General features: G+C 36.9%; 10 protein-coding genes, 1 other RNA gene and 1 pseudogene. 9 read left to right on the forward strand and 3 right to left on the reverse strand.

Features of this window, described 5'->3' with window-relative positions; all coding sequences use genetic code 11:
• Positions 1-154: 154 nt before the first annotated feature.
• The 7 genes and pseudogenes from H1D32_RS17070 to H1D32_RS17100 all read left to right on the forward strand — a co-directional run bounded on the left by H1D32_RS17070 (position 155) and on the right by H1D32_RS17100 (position 7,727).
• Entirely contained in the window at positions 155-1,012 is an 858-nt protein-coding gene (locus H1D32_RS17070; protein ID WP_261179481.1) for a MurR/RpiR family transcriptional regulator, read from the forward strand.
• A gap of 36 nt (positions 1,013-1,048) precedes the next feature.
• Positions 1,049-2,437: a YjiH family protein gene (locus H1D32_RS17075; protein WP_261179482.1), complete on the forward strand. Its 1,389-nt coding sequence runs from the start codon at positions 1,049-1,051 to the stop codon at positions 2,435-2,437.
• A 21-nt stretch (positions 2,438-2,458) separates the two neighbouring features.
• A complete protein-coding gene (locus tag H1D32_RS17080; protein ID WP_261179483.1) occupies positions 2,459-3,265 on the forward strand; it encodes a GNAT family N-acetyltransferase in 807 nt (268 codons plus the stop codon).
• 12 nt (positions 3,266-3,277) lie between these two features.
• Positions 3,278-4,382, forward strand: a pseudogene (menC, locus tag H1D32_RS17085) (o-succinylbenzoate synthase).
• Between the two features lie 156 nt (positions 4,383-4,538).
• On the forward strand, positions 4,539-5,315 hold the full coding sequence (locus H1D32_RS17090) for a response regulator transcription factor (RefSeq protein WP_261179484.1): 777 nt from the start codon (positions 4,539-4,541) through the stop codon (positions 5,313-5,315).
• Positions 5,212-6,582 (forward strand): sensor histidine kinase, encoded by a 1,371-nt coding sequence (locus H1D32_RS17095; RefSeq protein ID WP_261179485.1) that lies wholly within the window; start codon positions 5,212-5,214, stop codon positions 6,580-6,582. The genes H1D32_RS17090 and H1D32_RS17095 overlap by 104 nt, the downstream gene beginning before the upstream one ends.
• A 185-nt stretch (positions 6,583-6,767) precedes the next feature.
• The gene (locus H1D32_RS17100; RefSeq protein WP_261179486.1) at positions 6,768-7,727 is read left to right on the forward strand and encodes a Gmad2 immunoglobulin-like domain-containing protein; all 960 of its coding nucleotides are present in this window, start codon (positions 6,768-6,770) and stop codon (positions 7,725-7,727) included.
• 159 nt (positions 7,728-7,886) lie between these two features.
• Here the strand turns inward: H1D32_RS17100 and ffs are convergent.
• Positions 7,887-8,151, reverse strand: an RNA gene (ffs, locus tag H1D32_RS17105) — signal recognition particle sRNA large type.
• Positions 8,152-8,402: 251 nt separating this feature from the next.
• Here ffs and H1D32_RS17110 point away from each other — a divergent pair.
• The gene (locus H1D32_RS17110) at positions 8,403-9,059 is read left to right on the forward strand and encodes a DUF4352 domain-containing protein (protein ID WP_261179487.1); all 657 of its coding nucleotides are present in this window, start codon (positions 8,403-8,405) and stop codon (positions 9,057-9,059) included.
• A 322-nt stretch (positions 9,060-9,381) separates the two neighbouring features.
• Here H1D32_RS17110 and H1D32_RS17115 read toward each other — a convergent pair whose 3' ends face one another.
• Both H1D32_RS17115 and H1D32_RS17120 read right to left on the reverse strand, forming a co-directional pair.
• The gene (locus H1D32_RS17115; protein WP_261179488.1) at positions 9,382-10,653 is read right to left on the reverse strand and encodes an IS4 family transposase; all 1,272 of its coding nucleotides are present in this window, start codon (positions 10,651-10,653) and stop codon (positions 9,382-9,384) included.
• 153 nt (positions 10,654-10,806) lie between these two features.
• Positions 10,807-11,046 carry a DUF1450 domain-containing protein gene (locus tag H1D32_RS17120; RefSeq protein WP_261179489.1) on the reverse strand — a complete coding sequence of 80 codons (240 nt, stop codon included), beginning with the start codon at positions 11,044-11,046 and terminating at the stop codon, positions 10,807-10,809.
• Positions 11,047-11,283: 237 nt separating this feature from the next.
• On the opposite strand from H1D32_RS17120, the gene hppD reads away from it, so the two are divergent.
• Complete coding sequence (hppD, locus tag H1D32_RS17125) at positions 11,284-12,399, forward strand: 4-hydroxyphenylpyruvate dioxygenase (RefSeq protein WP_261179490.1); 1,116 nt, start codon at positions 11,284-11,286, stop codon at positions 12,397-12,399.
• The last annotated feature ends 200 nt before the right edge of the window (positions 12,400-12,599 follow it).

Here is a 12,599-nt window from a genome sequence, read left to right on the forward strand (position 1 = left end):
AGTTCATAATATGATTGTTTCTACATAAGTAGCCGAATGACCTGTTTTTATATAGTATTTAGAATATTTATAATTTTTATATTTTATTGAAGGGGATTATGCACTATAATCAATTTATGAAGTTTTTCCTTCATCTATATAGAAAGGAGTTATCATGGAGCAAAAAACATTGACTTCAATTATTAAAGAGAATTTTTCGGCATTATCCGTTGGTCAAAAAAAGGTTGCCGAATATCTAATGCTTCACCAAGATGAATCGGCGTTACTTACCGCTTATCAAATCGGTCGAAGGGTGGGCGTAAGTGAAACGACAGTTATTCGGTTCGCATATGCACTCGGCTTCAGCGGATTTTCACAAATGCAAGAAAGCATTCGTAAAGATTGGCTTACGAATAAACAGGCGATGGCAGGAGAAGGCGATCTAGCTGAAAAAGAGTGTAACGATGAAGATAAACTGTTCACGGCGGTAGTAGATCAAGAAAAATTACTTTTACAACAGCTATTGCATCAAGTGAATACAGAGGATTTATGGAAAGCAGTTGACCAGTTAATTGCAGCAGATAGAATTTTTATTGGGGGAATTGGCAGTTCTTATGCAGCAGGCTATTGGTTTTATTACACGTTAAATCAACTTCGAGAAAACGTATTCATCTCAAACCCTACTGGTTTTTTGACTGAGGATCTTTGTGAATTAACCGAAAACTCAGTAGTAGTCATTTTCTCGTTTCCACGTTACAGAAAGGAAACCGTTGAATTAGCAAACCTTGTTCAAAAAGTACAGGCAAAAATTATTGCCATTACGAACAGACAATTGTCACCAGTCGGTCAGGTTGCGGCGCTTACACTGACGACGGAAGAACAGATGGAATCAGGGCATCATTCCATTGCTTCGGTGATAAGTTTGTTGGAAATAATTATCGCTGGTATCCATAAACGTGACCATGATAGGATTAGGAAGCGACTGCAAAAATTAGAATTACTCTATAATGAACAAGAACTTTTCTTAGAATAATTTATTAGTATTTTTATATAAGGGGGTTCATTTTACATGAACGGATTAACGAAAGACAAGAGTCAAAATAAAAAAGTACAATTGCCAGCACATAGCACTCAAGATTATTTGAAATTTATTTTACCGTCATTAGTCGGTTTACTGTTATTTTTAGTGCCGATCTCTTCAGGCGATAGTGTCACGATTCCGGTTGCTTTCTTAGCGAATGAATTAAACTCGCTATTAGGAAATGCTGTTCCAACGATTACAGTGATCCTCCTTGCCGTATCCGTACTAGGATCTATAATCGCAGTTGTATTGAAACCCGATGTGATTACGAGAAATTATTTTCTAAATAATCTACTAAATGTTTCTGTTTTTTGGTTGATAGCTCGGATTTTAGGATTAATCTTTGCGGTCATCACCGTTTATACATGGGGACCAGAATGGATCTCGTCTGAATATACAGGTGGACTATTAATGTATGACTTGATCCCAATCCTATTAACTACGTTTCTATTTGCAGGATTGTTCTTACCGTTACTATTGAATTTTGGCTTACTTGAGTTTATTGGTGCTTTATTAATAAAAATAATGAGACCAGTTTTTACACTACCAGGACGTTCATCATTAGATTGTTTAGCATCGTGGGTAGGGGATGGTACGATTGGTGTTTTATTAACAACTAAGCAGTATGAAGAAGGTTATTATACGAAACGTGAAGCGGCTGTTGTAGCAACGACATTTTCAGTAGTTTCAATTACGTTTACGATTGTTATTATTCAGTATTTAGACTTAGGTCATTATTTCGGAGAATATTATTTTACGATTATTTTAGCTGGACTTGTTGCAGCGATTATTATGCCACGCATTCCACCATTATCTAAAAAAGCCAATACTGGTTACGAAGGTACTGAGTTGAAAGCTGAAAATCTAATTCCAGCCAATACCTCAATGGTCAAATGGGGTTTAAACCAGGCTATTACAAAAGCGAAGACGAACAAAAGCGCTAAGACAATTGTTAGGGAAGGGTTTCAAAATGTTATTGATATGTGGGTAGGGGTCCTTCCAATTGTAATGGCTATCGGTACGGTGGCATTAGTTATTGCAGAGCATACGCCAGTTTTTACAATTCTAGGAAAGCCTTTTGAGCCGATTTTAATGTTCCTACAAGTTCCTGAAGCACAAGCAGCCGCTCAAACGATGGTAGTTGGATTTGCGGATATGTTTCTTCCAGCCGTTATCGGAAGCGGAATTGAAAGCGAAATGACGAGATTCATTATTGCCTGTGTGTCAGTGACCCAGCTTGTTTATATGTCTGAAATGGGTGGTTTACTGTTAGGTTCAAAGTTGCCAATCAGCATCAAAGATTTAATTTTAATCTTCCTACTACGCACACTTATTACGTTACCAATTGTCGTCGGGGTTGCGCATCTTATTTTTTAATTGATGAAGGAGGTTTATTCTTTGAACTTATCAACGTTAGAAATTCGTCCCCTTCAATCGATTGAGGAATTAGAAATCGTAAAAAAATTAGAAGAACGTATTTGGAGTATAGATGATGCTGTACCTGTCAATCAAACAGCTGCAGCCGTTAAAAATGGTGGCCTCGTTCTCGGGGCCTTTATACATATGGAACTAGTCGGATTCCAATATAGTTTCCCAGGCTTTAATGGCAAAAATATATATCTTGTTTCGCATAGCTTAGGGATTCACCCCGATTACCGAAAATATGGGATAGGTGAAAAACTTAAATGGGCACAGAAAAAAATGGCGCTAGAATTAGGCTACGAGCTCATCACTTGGACGTACGACCCATTAGAAACGGTGAATGGCTATTTAAATTTGCACAAACTCGGAGCGGTTTGCTCTACGTATATAGAAAATGCCTACGGTGAAATGGCGGACAATCTGAATGCAGGACTTCCAACCGACCGTTTTTTAGTTGAGTGGGAGATTAAAAGACCATGTAATAAGAAGACTGAGCTGATAGATATTGACCAGCCATTGACAATTTCTACGAGTCTACAAGATCAATTTCTTGTTCCTGGTAAAATTGATTTGGGTCAAAATCAAGGGACAGTAGTTATACCGGTCCCAGGTAATTTTCAAGAAATGAAGAATTGTGATTTTCCGCTAGCCCTAAAGTGGCGGAACGTAACCCGAGACGTTTTTAGTCATTACTTACGTTTAGGATGGGTCGTAACGGACCTAATAAAAGATTCTAAACAGGATCATCAATATTTGTATCTTTTAGAAAAACGAGAGAAGTAAGGAGACTTTTGAATGGAGATTAAGAGCATTGTTTTAAGACATGTAAAAATGGAGCTTTTGACTCCTTTTACAACAAGTGTAGGGACAGAGGTTGATAAGGATTTTCTTATAGTTGAGGTTATCTCTAAAAGTGGTTTATCTGGTTGGGGTGAGGCCGTCTCAATCATAGAGCCTATCTATAATGAGGAAACAGTAAAGACGAATTGGCACATGTTAGAGGATTTCTTAATTCCACTAGTTTTGAAAATGAGATAGATCACCCTGATCAAATTTCGGACCTATTTAACCCGATCCGTCGAAATTATAATGCTAAAGCAGCTCTAGAATGTGCCATTTGGGATCTTTATGCCAAAGAGAATAATTTATCTTTAGCTAGTGCGCTTGGTGGTGTCAAAGACAAAATCGAAGTAGGTGTTAGTGTCGGGATTAAAAATTCTCTTGAAGACTTACTACAGCAGGTAAAGGTGTATGTGAACGAAGGTTATAAACGAATTAAAGTGAAAATTAAACCAAGCTGGGATGTTAAGGTTATCAAAGCTATCCGACGTGAATATCCGAATATCCAGCTGATGGCGGACGCAAATTGCGCATACACTTTAGCCGATATTGAGCATCTACAAAATTAGATGAGTTTAAGCTAACGATGATAGAACAACCTTTGGACAGCGATGACATTATTGATCATGCAAAACTTCAAGCTGAATTACAAACTCCTATTTGTCTTGATGAAAGCATTCATACTGTGGAAGATGCCCGAAAAGCGATTGAACTTGGAAGTTGCAAAATCATTAATTTAAAAATTGGTCGTGTTGGCGGTTTGACGGAGACGAAGAAGATTCACGATTTATGTGAAAAGCATCAAATCCCAGTTTGGTGCGGTGGAATGCTTGAAGCTGGAATTGGTCGCGCGCACAATATTGCGATCACATCCCTTGCTAACTTTACACTGCCGGGCGATACCGCCCCTTCAGCACATTACTGGAAACAAGACATTATTACACCGGAAGTTACTATGCAAGATGGCTACATTCATGTACCAACTAGCCCTGGAATTGGCTATGAACCAAACCGCAAACGAATAAATGAGCTAACACTCCATAGTAAAACGTTTATGTAATTTATATTGGAAAGAAAAGGGGTCTGACCCCCACTGCGTTAAAGCTTTAACGCGCTGGGGGTCAGACCCCTTTTCTTCTTCTATTTCACTCGGAAGTGGCATACCTTGAATTAAAAATATACCACCAACAGGGAATTGGATCAGGGGGGAACCGATATGAGAACATTTTTATTGGTGGAGGACGAACGGATTTTAGCTAAAAACATCGCATTTTTCTTGGAGCGGGAAGGCTATCAGGTTGATATAGTTTATGATGGAGAGGCTGGATGGAAAGCTGTAGGCTCAAAAGCATATGATTTGATTTTGTTGGATTGGACCATCCCGAAAAAGGACGGTTTAGAATTGTGTAAACAAATCCGAAAAGAGTCTAATGTGCCGATAATCATGATTACTGCTAAAGGTGAAATATTTGATAAGGTCATCGGATTAGAAGTAGGTGCAGATGATTATATTGTAAAGCCATTCGACCAACGGGAATTATTGGCTAGGATTCATGCTTTATTACGACGGAATGACACGACACGTGCTGACCAACGTAGCGAACAGTGGCTACATTATGAGGGAATAAATTTGGACCGTGAAAAACTACTGATCAGTTTTAACAATCAAACGATTCCACTTACTGCGAATGAGTATAAACTATTAGAAATTATGATCAAGAAACCAACGAATGTTTATTCAAGAGAATTTTTATATGAACAGGTCTGGGGAGGGATACTAGCGTATAGTGAACGAACTGTTGATGTGACCATTAGTCGCTTGCGTAAAAAAATACTGGAGCTTACAGGTGAAAAATATTTTTATGCCATCAGAGGTATGGGGTACAGATTTGTGGAAAGTCATGAAAATTCAATACCAATTGTGGTTAATTTACTCCTGTGTATTTATCTGTGTGACTCTTGTCGTATACATGGTTGTATCAAGAACGTATGAGCATCGTTTACAAGTAGGGTACGAGCAAGTCTCGATTACTCAAGGCACAACTATTCTTAATCAATTCAAAGAAACATATCCTTATTCTCCTAATCGCAGTATTGGGTATCTTCGAACGTACAGTGAACAGATAAATAGTAGGTTGATCATGTTGGACGAAGAAAAAAAGGTGTATGTGGACAGTTTTAATCAACTTGTTCCAAATACAATTTTACATCTGACGATACTAAAAAAAGAAACTGTTCCTGGTTCAATTTTTTCAAACACAGAAGCATTCGGCTATGTTCAATATACATTACTTCCTTTTCAGACAGGAGAGAGTAAGGGATATCTTTTAATGGTTCAAGATGCAAACGAATTGTTTGCTGAGGTAACGTCTTTTCAGAGATGGATGATCCAAACGTTACTAATTGCAGTTTTTTCCTTCTTCATGATTTCCTATATTGTCTCAACTTGGTTCTCAAAACCCATCCGTCAAATTATTACTCAACTAAAAAAAATCACCCCACAAAAAAGAGTCTTTTCAGTAAAACATCAGCGCCAAGACGAAGTTAAAGCATTAATTGATGCTATTAAAAATATGGTTGAAGAATTAAATTTATATGATGATAGACAAAGACGATTTTTGAGTACTTCATCACATGAACTTAAAACGCCTTTAACCACCATGCAGCTAATCGTGGAGAATTTACCCTATGTACGCGAGCAAGAAGCATTATATGGTGAATTTGTACAAGACCTTGCCTTCCAAGTTAAAAAAATGCAACGCCTAGTTGACCAATTACTAAGGATTAATTCTATTTGGGACGATAAATGCAATAAAGAATTGATAAATATACATGATATACAAGAACATCTCCTAGATTCCTTTCAATATATAGCCCTTGGAAATGAAATCGAGTTAAAATTTGACCTTGAACCTCTCGAATTTTATGTCGATCGTGAATTATTTTATCGCGCACTTGAAAACCTCGTTTCAAATGCGATTCGATATTCACCAAAAGGGAGGCAAGTAAAAATCACTTCGAAACGTGAAAAAGGATGGAATAAGATTAGTATATGTGACCATGGAATAGGTATAGGAACAGAAGATCTCCCTCATATTTTTGAACTGTTTTTCCGGTCGAATGATGCAACGGAATGGAATCAAGATGGTACAGGTTTAGGGTTAACGATCGTTAAGCAAATAGTGGATTTGCATAATGGGAGGATAGAAGTTTATTCTTTGAAAAATCAGGGGACGTGTATCAATTTGTTTTTTAACTAGGCTGTTAACGGTGAAATATGGTTTATTAAATGATTTATTTTCCATAAGGCCACTATGTTAACGAAAAAATTCTTTAAGTAACAAAAATGTTACATTCAATAAACTTTCATGATACAAATCGAAACTATAGTATAAGTAGGATAGCTTATAGCTAATCTATACATCTTACAAGGGGGTTATTATAAGTGAAAAAATTAATTTCCTACCTACTAATTACTCTATTATCTAGTCTTTTGTTACTATCGGCTTGCGTGCAGGAAATTCCTGCTCCAGATCCTGATGTAAAGGATCCAGTAGAGGAAAATCCAGGTCAAGACTCGGATAACGTACCAGAACCTGAAGTAGAGGAACCAATTGACGAAGGGAATTTGTCTCCAACACCTGAAGAAAAATACGAAGCTCATCAAATTGTACTCTATTTTTCAGATAATGATTTAATGGGGACTTATCGAGTTGAAAAAGAAATAGTTGTTAGGGAAGGCGATCAAATCGAAAAGGCTGCACTTGAAGCTTGGTTAAAGGGACCTGATCACGATGAGTTAATGGGATTAATCAACTCAAAAGTTATTATTGAATATATAGAAAATTTTGGTGGAGTTGCTCATGTTAGTTTTTCAAAAGAGATAACAGAACTGAATTTAGGCTCAAGTGGGGAATTATTGTTTGCTGAACAGCTAGCGATGCTCATGCAACAATTTGGATTTGAGCAAACACAAATTTTAGTCGAAGGAAGAGTCGGTGAAAGCTTACTAGGACATCTTTATACAGGCGAACCAATTGCCGCCAATGACCCTGAGAGCTACTTATGGGTAGACGAAAAAATTTCTCGAGAGATTGTATTACAGAACGTCGCTTTCCGTATTTTTGAACCTAGCCCAGGAGCCGAAGTGAAAGATCGCATAGTAGTAAGGGGATTAGCTAGAGTTTATGAAGGGACTATCATGTACGAATTTGAGGATGGTCACTTTATTTTAGCAGAAGGTTTTACAACTGCTAGTGAGGGTGCCCCAGGCTGGGGAGAATTTGAGATTATCATTGAGTTAGACGAAGTGTCTAAATATTCAGGAACGGTCATTCTCTATGAAGAAAGTGCCAATGACGGATCAAGAAGGCATGAACTAAAAATACCAGTGAAGGTAAAATAAATTAGGGAATGAGGGGGTCTTTTTTGGGGTCTGACCCTCACTGCGTTAAAGCTTTAAATCACTGGGGGTCAGACCCCAAAAAAGACCAAAAACACAAAAAAACAAAAAGAAACTGCTCCTAATCATTAGGAACAGTTTCTTTTTGTTGATTTATGTAAATCGCAAACCTAGGTACGAACTAATCATCCTTGCGTTACTCCTTCAACGACTCAGAAAAAGTGGCCCTTTACACAAGAAAAGTGTCCTCCTTATGGCTGCTTCCTTCCGGATCTGACCCGTTCGTAGGTTTTTCTTTGTAAAAGATTTTTTCGTCAACATCACATCCAAAGTACTGACCAAACATGATTAGACCTTCTCTAGGAATTCGACCCTGCTATAGCGGATTGCAGGTTACAAGGCGCCGCTACTTCCCCGTCTATTACGATGTCTTTCAATGAATAATTAAATTTTACTATGAATTATAACCATTGTACATATTAAACAGTTGGTATTAGAGGGTAATCTTACCTTCAAAACGCTCCATAGGAAGAAAATCTTCATCAGTTGAGTTCTAAAAGTCTTGGACATATCAATTTTAGTTTTAACCTTACTCACTATGCCAAATCATTTAAACCCCAGAATGGTAATTATTGTGGCAGAATTGGGCACATTAAGAAAAAATATGGGGAGGTAAACATGAAGAAATTACTATTACTCACAACTTGTGTTGGTTTTATTTTAACTGGCTGTGGTATTGAGAATTTAACTAAAACTCCTAGTGTTGAGGAGTTCGCCGACCATAATCGAGAAAATGTAACTATCAAGAAAAGTAATCATGCAGATGAAGCGATCCTTGATGAGATGGTTGAAGTACCTATCGGAGGAGTTATCGAAACAGAAGCTGGCAGATTTACTTTGGTTAGAAAAACAGAAGTGAATGAATGGTTTTATTCAGGTCCATTAAAAGTAACAATTCCAAAAGTGAAAGTGGTTCATGCTTTTCCTGAAAATGAGTTGCAAACAAAAATGAACTCGGATGAATTTAGTTACGTAACTGTCGCGCTAGATATTGAAAATCTTAGTGACGAGGAAATTGCCTGGTTCCCTGAGCAAGCTAGTTTGATTTTAAATACGGGAGAAGAGGTTGAGGTTGCCGATCTATTTTTAAGCGATAATTTAGGCGGCACTCTCATAGAAGGTATGATTAAAACCGGATCGCTAGTTTTTGTCATCGATCGAGGAGATGCAGCAGATATCGAATGGATCAGACTACGAATTAATGGCCCATTAGATCAAAATGATATTCAAGTTGGTGCAAACTTAGATATTCGAATTGACTTATATTCACTATAATTTCCTTGGGTCTCCTCAACGAAAGTCCACTTCGAGGATATATCTATCGAAAAGGGATCATTCCAATAAAATTGAATGATCCAGGTGAGACGTATTTACCTAGCTGACCCTCAATACGTTAATCCTTTAACGCGTTGGGGGTCAGACCCAATGTCATCAAGTTAGTGTTACAGAAATTTACAAATAGTATTTCTCTAGAAATAGAACGGTATATTTGTTTCTATTTCGGTAATTAAATTACTAAAAAAGACAATAGGATGCCCGGGCGATGATAATTAATTTTTTTCATCTCCCTGGCTTTTATTTTTTAGTTATTTCTTAGTTAGATGCAAGTCTTTCTGTTCATACAATTCTTATTCGCTTTTAAGCTTTTTCGACGAATGAATTTCCTTCCAGGCCTTTTGGGGACCTTGTTTCGAATAATTTCTCCCAATATCTTTCGATACATTACTAACCGTAATTCCTCAAACTTTTCTAGAAGTATTTCTAGTAATTTGTCCTTGATTTTCCCAATTAGAATGTTGATATTTACAGTATATTGATGCTTGAGCTTCTTAGTCGAATGTTCTATTGCTATTAACTCATCTGCCTCTTGTTTAACCAATGAGACCATATTTGCTAGAAACATTGAAGCATAAAAATCTTGTTCAATAGTATCCTGGGAATCTCCTGTGAATTTCTGTATTTCTAGCTTGTTCTTTAACTCATCGTATTTAACTTCAATCCCCCATCGTTTAAAATATAGTGACTTAAATTGTTTTACATCTATCGATGTGTCCATTAAATTAGTTACTAAAATTTCTTCGATTCCTGAATCCAACTCAAACTTTATGACCCTTAAAGTAATCTCCCTTCCTTGTTTCTCAAACCTAATGGTTTGATCGGATAATGATGAGTCTATCTTATTTTTGTAATACTTATTAGGAATTCTAATGACGAATTTGGTGTTTACACTCATCAAATAAAAGAAAAAATCAATGGAAGGATATCCACGATCAAAGAGAAGTAAATCGTTTTTAAATCCACTATCTCTTAACATTTCTATCAATTGTATAGCCACTTCTCGTTCTGGTGCTGTACATTTTGTAATTAATGCTTTAACTATTATGTTATTTTCGATATCATATATACAGGATGTCATTCCTCGTGCAAGCTCGACCGACGTGCCTTTCGCTGAGTTATAGACATCCCTTAATTTTTTTGAGTTATTTATCTCTAAAATAGCAGCGTCTATTGCACATAATCGATATCCCATATAGGTTTTATGTCCTCCCTGTTCATAAAACCAATCCGCTATCATATTGAATAAATACATAAATGCCTCAGGCTTAATCTTCCTTCTTGCCGCTGAAAAACCTTGCTTGCTTATTGCAACCTTCTCCTTATCAATTACTTCGAAGAAGTTGTCCAACTCATATTGAAGGCTTTTCCTAACGAAATTTAACATAAACAGGATCGTAGTCTTGAAACTTAACTTGTTTTTCCCCTCACGAGTAAAATAACCCGGTTTAGCCCTTGCTTCACACATGAAAATAAAATCATCCAACACTTCCTGAGTTAATTTAACCGCTTCTAAAAACCTACTTTTTCGCAAAAAAATCACCACTTAATCGAAAGATATACCTAGTAATTGGTATTCAAATCGATTATTGTGGTGATTTTAAAAAGTCAAGAGAACATAATGTTTTATTTTTAATCCCTTACATTTTTTGTAAAGTTAAGTTAATGACATTGGGGTCAGACCCCCTTAAGAGTTCTTAATCCCATCCAAGTATTCCACGACCTTTTGCTGGAGCTCGGCGACTGATTTACCGGTAATGTTTTTTCCGTTTATAAGTGCAAATGGGTGTACTAAGCATTGACCACAATAGTTTAGACACAGATCATCTGCGACTATGACATTTTCGAGTTGTTTTAAATAATTGATCAAATCGTTTAACTCGCCTTTAAAGTTATGGGGGCAAAATTTTATCTTTACTGTCATCATGAAATCACCTCGAAAACTATATATTGTGATTATAGAGTGCAAGAAAATAAGTTTGCAAGAATACAAGTGAAAGCTATAACGTTTTAGCGTGATAAATTATCTTGTCCTATCCACCGAGAATACTTTATTTGTTTACAGAGTTTAAGCGTTTATGTAAGCGCTTGCGTTGGATTATTTAGAATATTAATATTATTTAAAAGGTGTAAATAGTATAAATTATTAAAGGGGGATAAAAGTATGACACAAGAAGTAACCAATACAAGTAACAAGGAGAACAGCTTTGAAGTAGAAAGTTTTCATCATATGGAGATTTATACAGGAAATGCGAAGCAATCTGCTTATTTTTTCTGTAATGCTTTTGGGTTTCAAATTAAGGCGTATCGAGGACTTGAAACAGGGTGTCGTGATCGAGTTTCCTACGTACTTGAACAGGGAGACATTCGCTTAGTCATTACAGGTTCATTGTCAGACCAAACGGATATTTCTTCTTTTGTGAAGTTGCATGGTGATGGTGGTAAGGATATTGCCTTAAAGGTTGCTAATGTTGATGAAGCCTACCACGGAGCCATTGCTCGTGGTGGTATAGCAATTCAACCACCGTGGACGGAAAGTGATGAATATGGCTCGGTAAAAAAAGCGATTATTGGAACATACGGAGACACAATTCATACCTTACTCGAAGTACAAGACTATCAAGGTGCTTTTTTGCCAGGGTTTCAAGCATACGAAGGCACGAACCATTCAACTACCACTGGTCTAATAGGAATTGACCATGTCGTAGGGAACGTTGAAAGTATGGAAGAATGGACAACGTACTATGAAAAGGTATTTGGTTTTACAGTTTTAAAACATTTTGACGATGATGACATTTCTACAGAATACTCAGCTCTTATGTCTAAAGTTATGATGAATGGAACTGGAAGAATTAAGTTTCCGATTAACGAACCAGCAGAAGGAAAACGAAAGTCACAAATTCAGGAATATTTAGATTTTTATAATGGCCCTGGTGTTCAACATATGGCCCTGTTAACAAATGACATAATCTCAACAATTAAAGCACTAAGAGAGAATGGAGTTGAATTTCTCCCTACACCTGAAACATATTATGAGGATTTAAGTGCGAGAGTAGGAGACATCGATGAGGATGTTAAAAAGCTAAAAGAGCTTAGTATATTAGTAGACAGAGACGATGAGGGATACCTCTTACAAATTTTTACGAAACCGATTGTCGACCGTCCTACCCTATTTATTGAGATTATCCAAAGAAAAGGTGCGAGAGGGTTTGGAGAAGGAAACTTTAAGGCGTTGTTTGAATCGATTGAGCGTGAACAAGAACGTCGCGGGAACATATAAGAGGGAAAAGGAGTGTCTACGTTGAAATCAAGCACCCGCTCTTTCTTAGCGAATTTAATTGATTATGCGGGATTATTCCCGCCTTCTCAACTCCCTTTAGACCAAGCAATTAGCAATTTCCGAAACTATAAATCTGCTAACGATTCTTGGATGCTAGGGCGCTTCATCATTCAGGCAACTAGGTTGGGTGAACTAGAACC

The organism is Anaerobacillus sp. CMMVII (assembly GCF_025377685.1).
Taxonomy (GTDB): Bacteria; Bacillota; Bacilli; order Bacillales; family Anaerobacillaceae; genus Anaerobacillus.

What these genes read in the sequence shown, in the direction of transcription:
- H1D32_RS17070 (WP_261179481.1), top strand. Translation starts at nt 155, where the DNA reads ATGGAGCAAAAAACATTGACTTCAATTATTAAAGAGAATTTTTCGGCA.
- H1D32_RS17075 (WP_261179482.1), top strand. Translation starts at nt 1,049, where the DNA reads ATGAACGGATTAACGAAAGACAAGAGTCAAAATAAAAAAGTACAATTG.
- H1D32_RS17090 (WP_261179484.1), top strand. Translation starts at nt 4,539, where the DNA reads ATGAGAACATTTTTATTGGTGGAGGACGAACGGATTTTAGCTAAAAAC.
- H1D32_RS17110 (WP_261179487.1), top strand. Translation starts at nt 8,403, where the DNA reads ATGAAGAAATTACTATTACTCACAACTTGTGTTGGTTTTATTTTAACT.
- H1D32_RS17120 (WP_261179489.1), bottom strand. Translation starts at nt 11,046, where the DNA reads ATGATGACAGTAAAGATAAAATTTTGCCCCCATAACTTTAAAGGCGAG.
- hppD (WP_261179490.1), top strand. Translation starts at nt 11,284, where the DNA reads ATGACACAAGAAGTAACCAATACAAGTAACAAGGAGAACAGCTTTGAA.